The sequence below is a fragment of the Caldisphaera sp. genome (assembly GCF_023256325.1).
Classification (GTDB): domain Archaea; phylum Thermoproteota; class Thermoprotei_A; order Sulfolobales; family Acidilobaceae; genus Caldisphaera.
On sequence record NZ_JAGDXI010000006.1, the window covers coordinates 1 to 17,701 of the forward strand.

General features: G+C 30.4%; 18 protein-coding genes. 11 read left to right on the forward strand and 7 right to left on the reverse strand.

Going from position 1 to position 17,701, the window contains the following annotated elements; translation table 11 throughout:
* The first annotated feature begins 88 nt into the window (after positions 1-88).
* Together Q0C16_RS00325 and Q0C16_RS00330 are read left to right on the forward strand one after the other, a co-directional pair.
* Complete coding sequence (locus Q0C16_RS00325) at positions 89-1,597, forward strand: AMP-binding protein (RefSeq protein WP_292319045.1); 1,509 nt, start codon at positions 89-91, stop codon at positions 1,595-1,597.
* A 35-nt stretch (positions 1,598-1,632) separates the two neighbouring features.
* Positions 1,633-3,261, forward strand: coding sequence for an acyl-CoA dehydrogenase family protein (locus Q0C16_RS00330; protein ID WP_292319046.1), 1,629 nt, complete (start codon positions 1,633-1,635; stop codon positions 3,259-3,261).
* Between the two features lie 159 nt (positions 3,262-3,420).
* On the opposite strand, the gene trpC is transcribed toward Q0C16_RS00330, so the two are convergent.
* From trpC to Q0C16_RS00365, 7 genes are read right to left on the reverse strand one after another with little or no spacing between them, the layout of a single operon-like run.
* Entirely contained in the window at positions 3,421-4,164 is a 744-nt protein-coding gene (trpC, locus tag Q0C16_RS00335) for an indole-3-glycerol phosphate synthase TrpC (RefSeq protein ID WP_292319047.1), read from the reverse strand.
* Positions 4,165-4,166: 2 nt separating this feature from the next.
* Positions 4,167-4,751 (reverse strand): aminodeoxychorismate/anthranilate synthase component II, encoded by a 585-nt coding sequence (locus Q0C16_RS00340; RefSeq protein WP_292319048.1) that lies wholly within the window; start codon positions 4,749-4,751, stop codon positions 4,167-4,169.
* The gene (locus tag Q0C16_RS00345) at positions 4,751-5,938 is read right to left on the reverse strand and encodes a chorismate-binding protein (protein WP_292319049.1); all 1,188 of its coding nucleotides are present in this window, start codon (positions 5,936-5,938) and stop codon (positions 4,751-4,753) included. The genes Q0C16_RS00340 and Q0C16_RS00345 overlap by 1 nt, the downstream gene beginning before the upstream one ends.
* A complete protein-coding gene (locus tag Q0C16_RS00350) occupies positions 5,931-6,521 on the reverse strand; it encodes a phosphoribosylanthranilate isomerase (protein ID WP_292319050.1) in 591 nt (196 codons plus the stop codon). The genes Q0C16_RS00345 and Q0C16_RS00350 overlap by 8 nt, the downstream gene beginning before the upstream one ends.
* Entirely contained in the window at positions 6,511-7,548 is a 1,038-nt protein-coding gene (trpD, locus tag Q0C16_RS00355; RefSeq protein WP_292319051.1) for an anthranilate phosphoribosyltransferase, read from the reverse strand. The genes Q0C16_RS00350 and trpD overlap by 11 nt, the downstream gene beginning before the upstream one ends.
* The gene (gene trpA, locus Q0C16_RS00360; protein ID WP_292319052.1) at positions 7,535-8,263 is read right to left on the reverse strand and encodes a tryptophan synthase subunit alpha; all 729 of its coding nucleotides are present in this window, start codon (positions 8,261-8,263) and stop codon (positions 7,535-7,537) included. The genes trpD and trpA overlap by 14 nt, the downstream gene beginning before the upstream one ends.
* Positions 8,263-9,531: a TrpB-like pyridoxal phosphate-dependent enzyme gene (locus Q0C16_RS00365; RefSeq protein ID WP_292319053.1), complete on the reverse strand. Its 1,269-nt coding sequence runs from the start codon at positions 9,529-9,531 to the stop codon at positions 8,263-8,265. The genes trpA and Q0C16_RS00365 overlap by 1 nt, the downstream gene beginning before the upstream one ends.
* Before the next feature lie 157 nt (positions 9,532-9,688).
* On the opposite strand from Q0C16_RS00365, the gene Q0C16_RS00370 reads away from it, so the two are divergent.
* Genes Q0C16_RS00370 through Q0C16_RS00410 form a run of 9 tightly spaced genes read left to right on the forward strand, consistent with a single transcriptional unit; the run spans position 9,689 to position 17,666 of the window.
* The gene (locus Q0C16_RS00370) at positions 9,689-10,471 is read left to right on the forward strand and encodes a thiamine pyrophosphate-dependent enzyme (protein WP_292319054.1); all 783 of its coding nucleotides are present in this window, start codon (positions 9,689-9,691) and stop codon (positions 10,469-10,471) included.
* A complete protein-coding gene (locus Q0C16_RS00375) occupies positions 10,468-11,406 on the forward strand; it encodes a transketolase C-terminal domain-containing protein (protein WP_292319055.1) in 939 nt (312 codons plus the stop codon). The genes Q0C16_RS00370 and Q0C16_RS00375 overlap by 4 nt, the downstream gene beginning before the upstream one ends.
* The gene (aroF, locus tag Q0C16_RS00380) at positions 11,396-12,190 is read left to right on the forward strand and encodes a 3-deoxy-7-phosphoheptulonate synthase (protein WP_292319056.1); all 795 of its coding nucleotides are present in this window, start codon (positions 11,396-11,398) and stop codon (positions 12,188-12,190) included. The genes Q0C16_RS00375 and aroF overlap by 11 nt, the downstream gene beginning before the upstream one ends.
* Entirely contained in the window at positions 12,190-13,230 is a 1,041-nt protein-coding gene (gene aroB, locus Q0C16_RS00385; protein WP_292319057.1) for a 3-dehydroquinate synthase, read from the forward strand. The genes aroF and aroB overlap by 1 nt, the downstream gene beginning before the upstream one ends.
* Positions 13,218-13,967, forward strand: a complete 750-nt coding sequence (locus tag Q0C16_RS00390) for a shikimate dehydrogenase (protein WP_292319058.1) — start codon at positions 13,218-13,220, stop codon at positions 13,965-13,967. Before aroB ends, Q0C16_RS00390 begins: the two co-directional genes overlap by 13 nt.
* Positions 13,936-15,087 (forward strand): chorismate synthase, encoded by a 1,152-nt coding sequence (gene aroC / locus Q0C16_RS00395; protein ID WP_292319059.1) that lies wholly within the window; start codon positions 13,936-13,938, stop codon positions 15,085-15,087. The genes Q0C16_RS00390 and aroC overlap by 32 nt, the downstream gene beginning before the upstream one ends.
* Entirely contained in the window at positions 15,057-15,830 is a 774-nt protein-coding gene (locus tag Q0C16_RS00400) for a shikimate kinase (RefSeq protein ID WP_292319060.1), read from the forward strand. The genes aroC and Q0C16_RS00400 overlap by 31 nt, the downstream gene beginning before the upstream one ends.
* A complete protein-coding gene (locus tag Q0C16_RS00405; protein WP_292319061.1) occupies positions 15,827-17,053 on the forward strand; it encodes a hypothetical protein in 1,227 nt (408 codons plus the stop codon). The genes Q0C16_RS00400 and Q0C16_RS00405 overlap by 4 nt, the downstream gene beginning before the upstream one ends.
* On the forward strand, positions 17,046-17,666 hold the full coding sequence (locus Q0C16_RS00410; protein ID WP_292319062.1) for a type I 3-dehydroquinate dehydratase: 621 nt from the start codon (positions 17,046-17,048) through the stop codon (positions 17,664-17,666). The genes Q0C16_RS00405 and Q0C16_RS00410 overlap by 8 nt, the downstream gene beginning before the upstream one ends.
* The last annotated feature ends 35 nt before the right edge of the window (positions 17,667-17,701 follow it).

Below are 17,701 nucleotides of genomic sequence, written 5' to 3' on the forward strand. Positions count from 1 at the left end.
AGATTTATTATGAATATTTATTATAAAAATTTTTGTAATAAAAGTATTTATATTAGGAATCTTAATTGTTTAGAAGGTGATAAAATTGTTGACATTCCCCTATGTATTAAGGCGTGCCTCTACATTATTTCCAAAGCAAGAAGTTGTTGATGTTAATGAAAAGAAGAATTATAAGGAGATTTACAATGATTCTTTAAGACTAATAACTTACTTAAAAAATAATGGAGTTAAAAAAGGAGATGTAGTATCAATTATAGGATTAAATAGTATAAAATTTTTAACATTAATTTATTCCATTACTTCTATGGGAGCGATTGCATACCCTATAAACATGAGACTCCCGCCAGATCAATTGTTATATACATTAAATAAAGCTAATTCAAAGTATTTTATATATGAAAGATTATTCAAGGATTATGCTGATCTCGTTAAATCAAAAAGGAATGAGCAAGTAATTTCTTTCGATGAATTAAAGTTTAATATGGAAGAAGGAAAACCTGAATCTGAAAAGCATGATAATGCAGTCATACTTTTTACAAGCGGAACTACTGGCTTGCCAAAAGCGGTTATGTACAATCATGAAAAAATGATAAGCGGAGCATTATCAATTTTAAATCAGTTGTCATATTATAATGCTCCAGCTAAATTAACTCAAAATGATGTAATGTTTCCTCAAATACCAATATATCATATATTATCATGGGGATCTCTTATAATAGCACCTCTTATCGGGGCGAAACTTGTTTATGGAGGAAAGTTTGATCCAAAAATTGCTGTAGAAACAATTGAAAGAGAAAAAGTTACATGGATTAGCGTTGTTCCTACCATGATGCAAATGCTCTTTGATGCAGGTCTAAGTAAAAAAGGATTAAAAGTACTAATTGGAGGAAGCGCAATACCTGATGGCTTAGTAAAAAAGATGAAAGATAACAACATGCGTTTTTCGGCAATTTATGGTGGTACAGATATGCTTGCTGCTTCAATAACCATAGAAACAGAATATACATCTAATGGGTTATTAGAATATCATAAAGTAACTCATCCAGTTCCTATGGCAGAATTTAAAATTGAATCCAAATCAGAAAAAGAACCAGGAGAAATTTTGTTTAGAGCACCATGGATGCCAAGTGGTTATTATAATGACAAAGAAAAAACAGCTGAATCTTTCACACAAGATGGCTGGTTCAAAACCGGTGATATTGGGTATATTGCTGACGATGGCGGATTAGTTGTTCTAGATAGAATGAAGGATGTTATAAAGAGTGGAGGTGAATGGATACCTTCTAGTATATTAGAGGCCGCTATATCAGAACTACCATTTGTATCATTGGTTGCTGTAATAGCTAAAAAAGATGAAAAGTGGGGAGAAAGGCCTATTGCAATAGTAAAACTCTCTAAGGAAACTCAAGATGCTAAAGAAAAAATACTTAGTCATTTAAACAAATATGTTAACGATGGAAAGATTAGCAAATTCTGGGTTCCTGACGATATAATATTTGTCAACGATATTCCATTAACTGGCACTGGAAAAATAGATAAAAAAGTTTTAAAAGATGTTATAGCGAAAAGTAATGAAAGTGGTAATTATAAAACATAAAAAATTTATAATTAATAATTAGAAAGGTGATAAAAGTGCCACTGAACGGTTTAGAAGGTATATCCTACGCTTATGGGTTAAATCATTATGCTTTGGATAAACCCTTGAAAGATCTTCTTAAAATATATACAAAGTCAAAAAATGACTTCACAGAATTAGGAAAATTTGCTGGAAAAGAAGTTTATGAATCGACATATAGAGTTGATTTAGAAAGCTTGCCTAGATTAATTTATTGGGGAGCAAAGGGAGAAAGAGTTGATTATACATGGCTAGATCCGTATGAAAGGTATATAGTAAATGAGCTCATAATGAATTATGGTGTCAATAAATATCCCTTTGATAACGGAACATGGCATGATCATTATGCTGGAATATATTTGATAGGGGATCCTGGTTTATCTTGTATATTAACAATAACAATACAAACTGCATATGCTTTAAATAAATATGCAGAAGGTGACTTGAAAAACGAATACAAAAACCTAGTAGGTTTAAGTAATAAATTAAAGTTGGGCGCAACATGGTTTACTGAAACCCAAGGAGGAAGCGATTTAGGTGCTAATACAACAACAGCTAAGAAGGTTGATAAAAAATATTTGCTTAATGGCTACAAATATTTTTCAAGCGGAGCTGGTATTGCAGACATTTCATTAGTTTCAGCAAGACCAGAGAAGGGAAGAGAAGGAGCTAAAGGTTTAGCCCTGTATTTATTGCCTAGGTACAATTCTAAAGGGGAATTAAATTACTATATCAGAAGGCTTAAATACAAGAGCGGAACAAACTCTGTTCCAACAGGAGAAGTTGAGTTAATAAATTCCGAAGCAGACTTAATAGGGAAAGAAGATGAAGGGATATATTATATTATGGAAGATTTAACAGTTTCAAGATTAGCCAACGCTGTGGGAGCGATGGGTGTAGCTAGGAAAGCTTATCTAGAGGCATTAGGTTTTGCAAGAGAAAGAAACGCATTCGGTAAAAGAATTATTGAACATCCATTAATGATTAGAGATTTACTTGATATGGAAATAAGCATTGAAGGAGGATTGGCATTAACTTATAAGGCAATTGGCGAATTTCAAAACTCGATTAATGCAAGACCTCCATATACTAAGGAATATCATTACGCTAGGTTCTTAACACACATTGCAAAAAATGTTACTGCTGAATTATCATCAAAGGTAACACAGCTAGCCATGGAAACATTTGGAGGAATAGGTTTCTTAAATGAATATCCAATAGAAAGATGGCACAGAGAAGCTCTAATTACGCCCATTTGGGAAGGAACAAGCAATATCCAAGCATTAGACATGCTTGAGAGCATGGTAAAGAAAAGGGCTCATGAAGTTTATTTAGAAGATTTAAAGAGTTTAGTAAACGATTCTTATGATAAAGAATTCACAACAAATTTATTGCATAAAGCAAATGATATTTTGAGGTCTTTCTCCTCTTTGTCACCAAAAGAGGCGGAATTTAATTCAAAGGATTTCTTAAGACAACAGGGTCACATTCTTTCATCTATATTATTAAATAATTTAGCCCAACAAACTGGAGATGTTCTTTACGATTTAATATCAAAACAATATTATAAGGTGTATGTTGAAAAGAAAGAATTAGACATGATAGATAAGTATGACGAAATTATATCCATACACGGAAGTATTTGATTTTCATATGATATTATAGACAAATTAACAATGCAAATTTAATTCAAAATTTTTCTTATTTGGTTTTTATATAGCTAATAAATTTTTCTTATTTAAATTTTAATTTCTCATCATTTGTAATGTATCTTATCATGATAATAGTATTTTGTTAATAATTAATTAAATTAAAGAAATTATTAAATGCGGATCTTTCATTAAAGAGCTTCCAATTAAAAATGCATCAGCTCCATGAGATTTAAAAATATCTATATCGTTTCTATTTTTTAATCCGCTTTCTGCAATTTTTATGAAGTTCTTTGGAATTTTTTCAATTAACTTAACTGCATTATTTAAATCAATACTCAAATTGAAAAGATTTCTAGAATTAACTCCTACAAAGCTTGGATTATAATTTATGACAACTTCTAGTTCGTTTTGATCATGTATTTCAACTAAGGATTCCATACCATAATTTTTTATTTCATTTATTAAATTTTCCAATTCTTTTTCGGAAATAATTGAGGCTATTAACAATACAACATCTGCTCCTAGATTATATGCGCTTTCTATTTGATCAAATGTAACTACAAAATCTTTCATTAAAATGGGTTTTGATGTTAATTTGGCTATATTATTTAAAACTTCGTAAGAACCATTGAAATATTTTTCTTCTGTTAATACACTAAATCCTGCAACATAATTTTCTAAAAATTTTACGTATTCTTTATAGTCTCTATCAGAAATAAATCCAGAAGGGGATCTAGTCTTATATTCTGCAATTATTGGATTTAATTTTTTATATTTACTTTCTATTATTGAATTTCTTAAAGAATAAATTTTCCTATCTCTTTTACCATTAAACTTATTTCTTTTTAATGAATGTTGTATAACATCATTTAACCAATTGTTAAAGTTTTTTGGCACGTTTAAACACCATTGACAAAATTATTTAAAATTAATTTACCAACATCAGTCTTTATGCTTTCTGGATGAAACTGTAACCCAAAAACCGGAAACTCTTCATGATGTACTGCCATTATTTCGTTATCATCATAGGAAATTGCATCAATTTTTAGGGGATCTTTTACATCGTCTATTACTAAACTATGATACCTTGTTGCATAGAATTCTTTTGGAACCCCTCTAAAAATCTTTGAGTCAGTATTTTTTAAAACAATTTTACTTGTTTTCCCATGATATATTTTCTTTGCCTTTCTAATTTTTGCCCCATATGTATAACCAATAATTTGGTGCCCTAAGCATATTCCAAGAATTGGTATTTTGCTACCAAATTTTTTAATTAGTTCTTTAGAAATACCTATATCCTCACTTTTTTCCGGTGTACCAGGGCCTGGAGAAATTATAATTCTATCAGGGTTTATTCTTTCTATTATATTTAGTGAAATTTCATCATTTCTTACAACTATCGGTCTTGAGCCAAGCTCTCCAACGATCTGGAAAATGTTATAAACAAAACTATCATAATTATCTATAATAAGTGTTAAATCCATCATATCACCCCTAAAGAAATTTTTAGCGCTTTTAATTTTTGTTCTGTCTCAATATACTCCAGTTCTGGCATAGAATCGTAGACGATGCCAGCACCGGCTTGAATTCTCATTATTTCATTATTTATATAGATTGACCTTATTGATAATGCCATCCTAGTATCTTTGTTGGAAACATAACCGACGACTCCAGCATATGGACCCCTTTTATATATTTCAAGTTCGTCTATTAAATTCATAGCAAAAGGCTTTGGGGCTCCAGAGACAGTACCTGCAGGAAAAAGAGATTTTATTATATATGATAGGTCTCTATTCTTGTCTATTTTACCTGTAACTTTTGAGACTATATGTTGAACATGACTAAATTTTTGTATATAAAAAGACTTAGGTACATTAACTGTGCCTGGAATACTAACTTTACCTATATCATTCCTTGCCAAATCTAAAAGCATTAAGTGCTCTGCATTATCTTTTTCTGAATTTAATAGTTCATTTTCAAGTTTTTTATCGCTTTCTTCGTCTATACCTCTTTCTCTTGTTCCAGCTATTGGATATGTTACGATGTTATTATTATATAGCTCAAATAGTAGTTCAGGACTTGCACCTATCAAAATCCTATTATAAAATTTTAAGTAATATAAATAGGGCGATGGACTAATCTTTCTTAGTTTTAGGTAAATATTTATTGGGTCTCCATTATAACTATATCTATAAAATCTTGATAATACAACCTGGAATGCATACCCTCTGTGAATGTAATCTAAAATTGTTTTTACTTTTTCTTTATATTCCTCTTTGCCCAGAGAAGAATCATAATAATCTACTTTAACCTCGTCAGTTTCGCACTTATTTATTTTCTGCTCAATAACATTATCTTTTATATATATTGTTTCCTCTGGTATAAAAAACTCCGCATAAGGCCAATTCTCTATTGGTTTACTTATGTCCTTTAGTTTTTCCCAGAACTTTACAGAGTCATACGAAATATAACCAAAAGCTTTCTGTTTATATTTTTCTGTCAAATAATTCAATTGATCGAGAAACGATTCATCATAACCTTTTATATAATCCTTTGGACTATACGCTATTATTATTTCATTTTTATTATAATTATTTTCTAAAATAGCTAATATCTTATTTTCTCTATCTAGACATTTTACTAAATTCTCAATTTTGATATTGTTATCCATTATTTATCACCTCAATAATTTTCTTAACTAAATCGATATCTTTCTTACCGATTTCTTTTTCCACACCACTAGATATATCAAACCAGCCTGGGTTTAGCTCAACAAATTCTTTTATATTATTTAAATTAATTCCTCCTCCAATACCTGCATTTGGAAGATAATCAAGCATTTCCTTAACAATTTCTTTATTAATTCTTTGTCCTTTTATTGGAGAATCTAACAGTATCATATCTGTATAATTGACAGCCTTTTTGAGATAATTTATATATGAAAAATCTGCCGGAACGTATAAAATAACTTTCTTGTTATAAGATCTTATTTGATTTAGCTCATAGTCACTAAGTAACCTATGTATTTGCACATAATTAGTTGGGGAATTCATTATTTCTTCTATGTTATCGTTAACCTTTACAGTAACAATAGGCTTGTTGGAAAACTTTACTGCATTAATTATAGTCTCCTTATCAACATATCTGGGACTAACTTTATCATTTATCATACCAATAAAATCAACCCCTACTTTATTTAATGATACGATATCTTCAATGTATTTAACACCGCAAATCTTTAATTTATTGCCCATTTATCATCACCATTAATTTATTTAACTTGTTTATGTCTCCGTTTGATGAAACAATTTCTTTTAACCTTTCTTTTAAGTTTCTTAGTAGTTCAATAGATAACTCATAACCATCTTTGATATCTTTAATTCCTAATAAATAGAGTCCAAGAGCAGCATTGATTGCAATAAATGTTTCGGAACTTTTATCTAATCCCATAGATGCTCTTAAAACTTTAATAGCTGATTCTTCTGGGTTATTAACAACTATATCTGAAATTTTAACTGGTTTTAAATTAAAATCTTCTGGTGAAATTTCATATTTTTCTTCTTTTTCTTGTTTTATTTCTATAATCTTTGTTTTTCCTATAGGAGAAACTTCATCAATACCGGGATATCCTGTAACTAATATTATTTTGTCATATTTTAATTCTTTAACGGCATTTGCAATTATATCCAAATAGCTTTCTGGATAAACACCTATTATTTGCCTTTTAACATTAGCAGGGTTTGTTAAAGGGCCTATTATATTAAATATGGTTCTTATGCCTAGCTTTTTTCTTATAGGGGCTATGTTTTTCATGCTTTTATGATAAAGTTGAGCAAATAAAAATACGTAGTTATATTTTTCTATTAGTTCTTTTGCTCTCTCTGGATTTATGTTTATGTTATATCCTATTGTTTCTAAAAAATCTGCACTACCAGACTTACTTGAAAATGCCTTATTTCCATGTTTCGCTACAGGATTGTATTTACTTAACAATATCGAAACAACAGTGCTAACATTTAATGTATTTAATCCATCTCCACCCGTTCCAACAATATCAATTGCGTTATCATAATTTATTTTTAATGAGTGTTTTCTTAAAGATCTAGCAAATCCAACAATTTCGTCTGAAGTTTCTCCCTTCATTTTTAATGCTGTCAATACGGCTGATGCAATAGTTTCATCAATATTTTCCTCTAATAAAATATCAGCAAGACCTTCAGCTTCTTCTTGCCTTAAATTCCTTTTATCTATTAAAATCTTAAGATAATCATTTAAATTCATCCAAAATCCCCCTTAGTTCTCTAACTAAATCAATGGCATAATCTATCCCATTAGTTTCAATTCTCTGTATGAAAGCGCTTCCAATAGCTATGCCATCTGCCCCTGCTTTCAATACGTTTTTTATATCGTTTAATGAGAGGCCAAAGCCAACAATTAATTTATTATTAACAATTCCTCTTACTCTACTTACTAAAGCATCTGGTGATATTGGTAATTCAATTCCAGTAGTAGGTCTTAATCCATAATAAAGAAATTCTCCAGACATTTCGCTTACTTTTGATATAAGTTTATCAGGAAATGTTGGTGTAGTAAATATTACATTCTTCAAGCCGAATTCGTTAATTTTTTTATGATAATAATCTAAATAATCTAAATAATCTATAAGCAGATCTGGTAATAATACACCATTAAATTTATCTCTTATAATATTTAGAAATGAATCAAAATCATTTATTTGGTCTTCTAAATATGTTAATGCAATTAATTTTTTGATGTTAGGTAATTTTTTAAGTAAATCAATAAAATCAATTTTTTCATCAAAAACCTTTTTATAACTTCTTCTAATAATTGGCCCATCATATTTTGCATATTTTGTTGGTATACCAATTTCATAGATATCACAACCTTCTTTTTGGGATTTGTTGATGAATTCTATGAATTCTTCATCGTTTGGGTATCCTAAAGTCATATAACAAACTAAGCATCTATAACTCATTAGGACCACCTCTCCATCATGGATTCATAGTTAGTTAAATCCAATAAGCCATGACCACTTAAATTGAACACTATTGTTTTCTTTTCATTGTTTTTCTTTAATTCCAAAGATTTCTCAATAACAGCCTTAATCGCGTGAGCCGATTCAGGTGCTGGAACTATACCCTGAGTTTTAGCAAATATTTTTGCTGCCTCATAAATTTCTTTTTCACTATATTCTTTCCACTTTACTATGCCTTCTCTAATTAACATGCTTAAAGACGGCGCTACTCCATGATATCTAAGCCCACCTGAATATATGGGAGGTGGAACATAGTTGTTCCCTAAAGTTATCATTTTTATCAATGGTAAAAGACCTGCAGTATCAGCAAAATCATATTTATATTCTCCTTTACTGAACTTAGGAATTTCCTTTGATCCAACAGCTATGAATTCTTCCCCAATTTTGTTCCCTATAAACGGGAATGCGAATCCTCCAAAATTACTTCCTCCACCTACACAGCCTATTAATATATCAGGGCTTTCTCCTATTAGATTCAATTGATTTATTGCTTCTAGACCAATAATACTTTGGTGCAGTATAGCAACATCTAATACACTACCCACAAGGTATTTGAACTTATTTTTTAAAGCAAATTCTATTGCCTCACTCATAGCAATACCTAAGGATCCTGGATGATCAGGATTTTCTTTGATTGTCTTTTTACCCACCTCTGTTAGGTCAGAAGGACTCGGATATACGTGTGCCCCGTAAAGTTTCATAATTGTTTTTCTCATTGGTTTTTGATTATAGCTAACTTTTACCATAAATATGCTTGATTCAATATTGAAAAGTGAAGAAGAAAATGCAACCGCTGTTCCCCATTGTCCAGCGCCAGTTTCTGTCACTACATGAGTAATGCCTTCCTCTAGTGAAAAATAAGATTGTGCCAACGCAGTGTTTATTTTATGAGATCCTGTTGGTGTTGCCCCTTCATATTTGAAATATATTTTAGCTGGAGTGTTAAGATATTTTTCTAACCCTTTAGCTCTCATCAGAGGTGTAGGCCTGCCTAATATTTCGTATTTCTCTTTTAGTTCGTCAGGTATTTTAACAAATCTTTCTACAGTAAATTGCTGTCTTAATACTTCTTTTGGCATTATTTCCCTTAACAGCTCAATCCTCGAGAAATCAGAACTAGGGGGATCACGAGGAGGTGATAAAGGCTTAGGAAGGTCCGGTATTATATTATACCAAACCTTAGGAACTATCTCCTCATTATCTACCATTGGCGCACTATAACCACCTAAGATTTACCTAAGTATACTTATATATAAATTTTTCACTATATTTAATTTAATAAATAACATTAAATTAAATCAAGATAAAAGTTTAAATAGTGGGATATATTATATTTAGTTTTGAGGTGGAGTTGATGGAATTCCAATGGGGCGAGGGTATGATGCCCAGCCAATATTAAACAGTGGGGATAAACCTCGTTCTTCTCCTAGCTTGGAAAATGTTTATGAATTGTTAATAAAGAAAAAAATTAATGCCAGCAATAATTTAAACGAATTCCTTAAAAAAATAAATAATTATCATGCCGAATCGTCTAGATCTGTTTTAAACATATTGATAACTCTTTATAATTACTGGGTTCCAAAAGGAATCGATCTCGGCATAAAAAGGTCCATAATACTTAGTAAAGGACACGCTTCTCCAGCTCTTTATGTTTTACTTTCACAAAATAATGAAATTGAAGAGGAAGAACTAGAAAGCTTTGCAATGCCGAATTCACGCTTACAGTCTCATCCAGAAGGAGGTAAAATTCCTGGTATATTGTTTTCAACAGGCTCATTAGGGCAAGGTCTCTCAGTTGCAAATGGTATAGCATTTGCTGCTAAACTGAATAGGGAAAGAAAAGAAATAGCAGTTATCTTAGGTGATGGAGAACTCGATGAAGGACAAATATGGGAATCCATATCTACTTCATTTTCATTAAAAATAGATAATGTTTTAGCTATAATAGATAGAAACGGCTTTCAGTTATCTGGGCCAACGGAAGAAATAAAAATAAAAGAATCTATAAAGAAGAAATTTGAAGCATTTGGCTGGTACGCACTAGAAGTAAGGAATGATATAAAGGAATTAATCATTGCTTTAGATATGTTATCAGAAATAAACGGAATTCCTAAGGCTTTAATAGTTAAAGGTGATATACAAAGTTGAACCTAAATTATAGCTATAGAGACTCATTTGGTAAAGCATTAGTTAAAGTAGGAGAAAAAAAGAAAGAGGTAATTGTTGTTGATTCTGACGTATCTAAGTCTACATATACAAAATATTTTGCTGAAAAATTCCCAAATAGGTTCGTATCTGTTGGGATTAGCGAGCAAGATCTTATAGGTTTTTCTTCAGGACTCGCTTTAGGCGGGAAAATACCTATTGCTGTTGCATTTTCAATGTTTTTAATGAGAGCATGGGAACAAATAAGAAACACCATTGCAAGGGATAATTTAAACGTAAAAATAGTTGGAACTCATTCGGGTTTATCTGATTTTTTAGATGGATCTTCACATCAAGCAATAGAAGATATATCCTTAATTAGAATATTGCCCAATTTTACTGTTTTATCACCTTCAGATATAATTGCAACTGAGAAACTTGTTTATGAGATGGTAGACCATTATGGACCAGTATATATGAGAATCGGTAGAGACAATTCACCGAAAATTTATGATGAAAGTGAGGAGTTCAGAATAGGTAAATCTAAAGTACTAATGGAAGGAGAAGATATTTTAATAGTTTCATATGGACCTATGGTTGCTATTTCACAAGAAGTAGCTAATTCATTAAATAAAAAAGGTTTTAGCATATCATTAATAGATCTTTATTCTATAAAACCATTTGATGAACAAACTGTTATAAAGTATTCGAAAAAAGCAAATCATGTTGTTGTTATAGAAGAGCACAACGTTAACGGAGGAGTAGGCGATATGATATCTTCTTTTTTGTCTTCCAGAATACCTAGAAAGGTTACTAAAATAGGAATAGAAGATTCTTTTGGAACTTCCGGTAGAAGCTATTTTGAATTAATTGAATTTTTTAAATTAACTCCTAAATTTATTGAAGATAAATTAAAGGTGATGCGTGATGAATTATAAGTTAGTTAGCAAAGAATATAAGGAAAAAACTTTAGTTAAAGTAGGTAATGTAGTTGTTGGAGAGAAACCTGTTATAATAGCAGGTCCATGTGCTGTAGAAAACAGAGAGCAAATTATTAAAACAGCTTTTTTTGTTAAGGAAAATGGAGCAAAAATTTTGAGAGGGGGAGCATATAAACCCAGAACATCGCCGTATAGCTTTCAAGGTTTAGGTGAACAAGGTTTAAAGCTTTTAAGAGAAGCATCGGATGAGGCAAAAATACCTTTTGTAACAGAAATAATGGATATAGAGCATATAAAGATTGTTTCTGAGTATGCTGATGCTCTTCAAGTGGGAGCAAGAAATATGCAAAACTATTCATTATTGAAAGAGTTGGGGAAAATTGATAAGCCGATTTTCTTAAAGAGAGGATTTGGCAACACTGTTGAGGAGCTCTTACAATCTGCAGAATACATATTAAATGGAGGAAACGAACAGGTAGTATTAGTTGAGAGGGGTATAAGAACATTCGAATCATCAACTAGGTTTACTTTAGATATAGCAGCCGTACCTGTATTAAAGGGCCTAACGCATTTACCAGTTATAGTAGATCCAAGTCATGCAGCTGGTAAAAGGGTTTTAGTTCCTCCATTAGCAAAAGCTGGCATAGCAGTAGGTTCTGATGGATTAATGATAGAGGTTCATCCAGAACCAGATAAAGCTTTATCAGATGGCCCTCAGCAGCTTACTTTTGATATGTTTAAGCAATTAATGGACGACATAAAGAAAATAGCGGTGATTTAATGATATTTAATATAAACGGAAATGAAGTAAATATTTTGATAGGAGATAATATATTAAATAAATTTGATCAAGAGAAAAAGTATTTTATAATATATCAGGATTCATTATCAAACGAACTAAATAAAATTGTATCTAATTTGAAATATTATGATATTTATAAAGCACCTGATGGAGAAAGGGCCAAAGATATTAATGTTGTATTAGATATAATAAAGAAAATGGTAAAAAAAGGGTATACAAGAAAAGATGCTATAATATCATTGGGAGGAGGAACTATTTCTGATTTAGCTGGTTTTGTTGCATCTATTTATATGAGGGGAATTGACCTTATTAATATACCGACAACACTCTTATCAATGGTAGACGCATCTATAGGAGGAAAAAATGGTGTAAATTTTGAAGGAATTAAAAATGTTATTGGTACATTTTATCAGCCCAAAATAATAATAAACGATATATCGTTTTTGAGAACTTTACCTAAAGAAGAAATATTGAATGGCATGGGAGAAGTGATAAAATATTCTGTTACTATGGATAAAAATCTTTATAATTATTTAATAGACAATAAAGATAATATACTAAACTTAAATAAAGAGCCATTAATTTTTATTATAGAATCGTCTATAAAAGATAAAATGAAAATAGTTATTAATGATGAAAAGGAAACAAATGGGTTGAGGACTGTTCTAAACTTTGGACATACTATAGGTCATGCAATAGAATCTGGGAGCGAGTTTAAAATTAAACACGGTTTTGCAGTATCTTATGGTATGATTTGTGAAACTCAAATAGGAATTAATGAAAGAATTATTAACGAAGATGTTTATTACGCTATAAAGAATGCTGTTGATTTGTATAATATAAAAATAGATTTAAATAATATAAATATAAATAAAGCTTTGGAATCTTTAGGAAAAGATAAGAAGAGATTGAATAATAGAAAAATTATGATTCCGTTACCTGTTAGAATTGGAGAATTTAAGATATTTACGTTGGATTTAGATATAATTGAGAAGGGATTTATAAGATGTCTAAATTAAGCCTCGGCTTATTGGGAGAAAATATTAGTAAAAGTCCTTCTCCAATCCTTCACAATTTCATTTATAATTATTTTAATATAGAAGCTGAATATAAATTATATGAAATAAAAAGGGAAAGTTTTCATGAAAAAATTAATTACATAATTAAAAATAACTATGGACTAAATGTTACGATGCCATATAAAGAATTAATAATAAAATATACAAAAGAAGTTTCAGATGATGCCAAAAAAATTGGAGCAATAAACACTATTAAAGGTGATATTGGATATAACACAGATTATCTCGCTTTCAAAAAAATGCTATCGCAATATGATATAAAAACTTGTTTAATTATGGGTGCAGGAGGATCCGCAAGGGCAGCATCTTTTGCAGTTTCTGAATTAGATCCTGACATTATTTTAATATATAATAGAAGTGTAGAAAGGGCTATGAATTTGATAAATGATCTCAAAAAAATTGGTACTAATGCAACATATATACAAAGTTTAAATGGAATAGAAGTAGATGCATTAATAAATACAATTCCTGTTGATCTAGACTTTAATATTAAATCGAAAACTATTTATGTTGATCTAGTTTATACGAGAAAAGCCAAAAAAATTTCACAAAATATAATTGATGGCATTGATTTCTTAATAGAACAGGGTTTGTTATCTGATGAAATATGGTTTAATATTAAAGCAGATGAAGAGGTTAAGAAATATGTCAGGAAACTCGTTAGGAAATCTTTTTAGAATAACTACATTTGGTGAAAGCCACGGTAAAGCAATAGGTGTAGTCATAGATGGTGTTCCAGCAGGTTTAAAATTAAGTGAAGAAGATATTTATTTTGAACTAAAATATAGAAAACCTGGAAATAAATATGTTTCAACAAGAAAAGAGGAAGATAAACCACAGATTTTAAGCGGGATATTTAACGGTAAAACGACAGGAATGCCTATAGCAATACTTATAGAAAATAAAGATGCAATGCCGATACACTATGAAGAAATCAAACATAAGCCAAGACCCGGGCATGCAGATCTACCATTTATTGAAAAATATGGATATGAAAACTGGGACTATAGAGGCGGCGGTAGGAGCTCTGCTAGAGAAACCGTAGCAAGGGTTGCAGCGGGTGCCATTGCTAAGAAACTTCTATTGCTTTATAATACAATGGTTGCAGGTTATATTAAAGCGTCTGCAGATTTATTTATAGAAGAAACACCAAATTTTGATGATATTCTTTGTTCAAGAGAAAGTGAAGTTAGAACTATAAAAAGAGAAGAAAATAAGTTTAAGGAAATAATTGAAAAAGTAAGAAGAGAAGGAGATAGTATAGGAGGGCTTGTAGAAATAATTGTAAAAAATCCGCCTAAAACATTGGGTGAACCTGTTTTCAATAAACTTAAAGCCGATCTTGCAAAAGCATTATTGTCTATACCAGGAGTTGTTGGGTTTGAATATGGAATAGGATTCAATTCTTATAAACTTAAAGGTAGTGAAGTAATGGATGAAATATATTACGATGGAGAATTTAGGTTTAGAAAAAACGTTTCTGGAGGCATCTTAGGAGGTATATCCACAGGTGAAGACATAATATTGAGAATAGCGTTTAAGCCAACTAGCTCTATAAATAAAGAACAGAAAACAGTAGACTTACTGGATAATCTAAAACCAACTACGTTATCAATAATTGGAAGACATGATCCATGCATAGCTATTAGAGGTGTTTCAGTAGCAGAATCGATGGTGGCCTTAACTTTAGTTGATCATTCTATGCTATCTGGTATAATACCTAGGGTTAGATTAACCGATCAGCAAAGTGAAATTATAGAAAAGAGGTGGTCAGAATTCAAGAAGAAATGCATATAGCTTATGCAGGTGTTTCTATAGTTAATGCTATTCCTTGCGGAAGAGGAGCTGTAATACCTATTAATTTGAAAGCATATGCTAAAGAAGGAAGTAAAAATAGGGATTCTCCTTTAATAAGTGCCATTGAAGATTATTTATATAAAAAATATAATTTGAAAACAACCTTTCAAATTTTCTCTGAAATACCTGAAGGTGTAGGTTTAAAGAGCAGTAGTGCTGTTTCTGTTGCTATATTATCATCTATTGAAGAAAAAACGAAAGTATATCCTCCACTCTTGTCTGCAATTATAACAAAAGAATATGGCCTTTCAATCACAGGGGCATTTGATGACGCAGTCTCTAGCTATGAAGGAAAAATTAGTTTTACAGATAACTTGAATTTAAAAATATTAAAATTAATCGAAAACCCTTACGATTTAAATGTAATAATTGTAATAAAGGGAAGGAGGAATGAGTTAAATGTAAACTTAATGAGAGAAAATTGCAAATTCTTTGATGAGGCATTTAAAAGAGGTATTAATGGAGATATATTTGGGGCAATTAAAATTAATGGTTACCTTATGGCGAAAATAAACAATTATGAAACAGAAATTTTAGATTATATGATTAAAAAAGGTGCAATTGCTGCAGGTATTTCAGGTAATGGGCCATCATATTTTGGCTTAGTTAAGAAAGGAGAGGAAGGGCCTTTGCTCGATCACTTTGAAGGATTTAAAATAGTATTAACCCAGGTGGTAAAATGAAGGTTACGATATTACCTTCTATAATTAAAGGAGAATTGGAAGCTCCTAAATCAAAAAGCATAGCTATAAGAATATTATTTGGATCTTTGATAAATGACGTTTTATTGAAAGAAGAAATTCCTAAGTCTGATGATGTTATTTATGCATATCGATCTATTTTAAAAATGGGAGTTTTGCATGAAGAAAATAAGCTAAAAAAGCCTAATTCGATAAGCCTAAATAATTTTTTTTATGTTGGGGGATCAGGAACTGTTGCGAGAATTTTATCAGGGTTAGCAATTATATTGGGTGGAGAAACTGTAATAGATGGAGATCAAAGTTTAAGAAATAGACCTTTTGATGGGTTATTAAAAATTTCTAAGTTAACTGATTCTGAGGTTTCTAGTAATAGATTGCCAATCAAGGTAAAAAGTAAGGGAAAGGTTAATTATATTGAATTGCCTGAGCTTGAAAGCTCTCAGTATGTTTCTGGTATAATCTATGGCATGGCTTTAAATGATGGAGGTATCATAAAAATGAAGGAAAAAATTCCGTCGTTATATTATATAATGTTAACTATTGATTTATTGAATAAAATGGGATGCGATATAAAGTTAGAAGAAAATGAAATACATATAGGCAAATGTACAAAAAATGCTTATGAAACATCATTTCCTGGAGATTATTTATTATCGTCATTTTATGCTGTTTCATCATTGTTAACCGGGGGGTTAACAATTATAAAAGGGCTTTATGAGCTTCCAAAATACAATGGCGATCATGACATAGTAAAAATTTTAAATTATGCTAATATTAAATCGGAGGTTAAAGGTGATAAATGGATTGTTTATGGTAATGAGATTAATGGAGAAATAAATGTAGACGTTGAGAACACACCTGATATGGCTATGTCGTTAGCTCCCTTAGGGACTAAATTAAAAATTGAAATCAATGGGATAAGAAGATTAAGGATTAAAGAAAGCGACAGAATATTATCTATTAAAGATACCTTGGAAAAATTTGGCAATAATGTAAAAATTTATGATAATAAAATTATAATAAATCCAGGTAAATTAAAAATGGCTGAGATTAATTGTAACAATGATCATAGGGTAGCTATGATGGCAGCTTCAATTTCATTTATTAAGGGAGGAATAATTAATAATGCTGAATGCATAAACAAAAGCGATCCGATGCATTGGGAAAGATATAAAAAATTAGGAGGAGAAATGAAAATTGAATAAACCATTGATAGTACTGTCTATACCATATGGTGATGTTAGTGAGTATATTAATTCTGAAGCCGATTATATTGAAGTAAGGTTAGACTATAAGAAAAATTTAACAATATATGACATAGATGAGTTTTTAAAATATAAAGAAAAAGTAATTTTAACTATTAGGGATTTAAGTGAAGGAGGAATTTTTCCAATAAGAGATGATGCTAAACTAAACATATATAAAAAAATTTTTGATTATGGAATTAAGTATGACGTCGAAATGAGATTTTTGGAAAAGTATAAGATACCATACGAAGGCCAGATAGTTTCATCTCATTATTTAAATTCTTTGCCAGGTATAAATGAACTTATAGAAAAATATAAGAAACTTGACAATTTGTTTACAGCAAAGGTTGCAATTAAAAACATAAATGGATATAAGTCTATATTAGCAAAGTTCTTAGAAATAATAAACAATCCCACAGTAATTCCTATAGGAGCTCCCTGGTATGAGAGAATTTCATATTCATTGCTTGGTTCCAAACTTTTATATGTTTATGACAAAGTACAAACAGGGGAAGGCCAACCAAAATTAAGTATAGCTGCTAAAATATTAAAAGAAATATTTAATGGCTAATCATTTATGTTTTTATTTTCATTAGTAATAAGTTA

Bases quoted from the DNA above. Each gene is read 5' to 3' on its own strand.
- Q0C16_RS00340 (WP_292319048.1), bottom strand. From the start codon at position 4,751: ATGGATTTAACACTTATTATAGATAATTATGATAGTTTTGTTTATAAC.
- Q0C16_RS00345 (WP_292319049.1), bottom strand. From the start codon at position 5,938: ATGGATAACAATATCAAAATTGAGAATTTAGTAAAATGTCTAGATAGA.
- Q0C16_RS00350 (WP_292319050.1), bottom strand. From the start codon at position 6,521: ATGGGCAATAAATTAAAGATTTGCGGTGTTAAATACATTGAAGATATC.
- trpD (WP_292319051.1), bottom strand. From the start codon at position 7,548: ATGAATTTAAATGATTATCTTAAGATTTTAATAGATAAAAGGAATTTA.
- trpA (WP_292319052.1), bottom strand. From the start codon at position 8,263: ATGAGTTATAGATGCTTAGTTTGTTATATGACTTTAGGATACCCAAAC.
- Q0C16_RS00365 (WP_292319053.1), bottom strand. From the start codon at position 9,531: ATGGTAGATAATGAGGAGATAGTTCCTAAGGTTTGGTATAATATAATA.
- Q0C16_RS00370 (WP_292319054.1), top strand. From the start codon at position 9,689: ATGGGGCGAGGGTATGATGCCCAGCCAATATTAAACAGTGGGGATAAA.
- aroF (WP_292319056.1), top strand. From the start codon at position 11,396: ATGAATTATAAGTTAGTTAGCAAAGAATATAAGGAAAAAACTTTAGTT.
- aroB (WP_292319057.1), top strand. From the start codon at position 12,190: ATGATATTTAATATAAACGGAAATGAAGTAAATATTTTGATAGGAGAT.
- Q0C16_RS00390 (WP_292319058.1), top strand. From the start codon at position 13,218: ATGTCTAAATTAAGCCTCGGCTTATTGGGAGAAAATATTAGTAAAAGT.
- aroC (WP_292319059.1), top strand. From the start codon at position 13,936: ATGTCAGGAAACTCGTTAGGAAATCTTTTTAGAATAACTACATTTGGT.
- Q0C16_RS00405 (WP_292319061.1), top strand. From the start codon at position 15,827: ATGAAGGTTACGATATTACCTTCTATAATTAAAGGAGAATTGGAAGCT.